Consider the following 518-nt stretch of genomic DNA (forward strand, 5'->3'; position numbering starts at 1 on the left):
CGGCCAGCACGCTCGGTGAGGAGATGACAAAGAAGTTGACGTTGAAGCTGTCCCAGCGCACCTCGCGCAAACTGGTGACCGGCGCGCTGACCTCGCGACCGGAAACCAGAAAGGTGATCTCGTCACCCAAGCGAATGCCCAGGGTCTCGGCAATCCCTTCCTCGACCGAGAACTGAGCCTGCGCGTCCTCGCCCGACCACCAGGACCCCGCGCGGATTCGATTATCCGGCTGCAGTTGTGTTGCATAGCTGAGGTTGAACTCACGCGAGGCGAGACGCTCCGCGCGCGGATCAGCGAAATCCGACGGACTGACTGAGCGCGCGTTGACCCGAATCAAGCGGCCCCGAATCATCGGATCGATTCTGGTCGCTCCCACATCGGCTGACGCGTCCCGCGGTTGCGCCGACTCCTGGGCAGTCACACCAGACTCCCGCAAGAACTCCTGGAGTGGCTCGACATCTTGCGGCTGGATGTTGATCAGGAAGTGGTTGGGGGCCCCGAGCGGGAGATTCTCTTGC

General features: G+C 62.7%; 1 pseudogene. It reads right to left on the reverse strand.

Going from position 1 to position 518, the window contains the following annotated elements:
• Positions 1-352 (reverse strand): annotated as a pseudogene (locus CKO42_RS26870) (ABC transporter permease); the annotation flags it as partial.
• Between the last annotated feature and the right edge of the window lie 166 nt (positions 353-518).

This window comes from Lamprobacter modestohalophilus, from assembly GCF_016583905.1.
GTDB lineage: Bacteria > Pseudomonadota > Gammaproteobacteria > Chromatiales > Chromatiaceae > Lamprobacter > Lamprobacter modestohalophilus.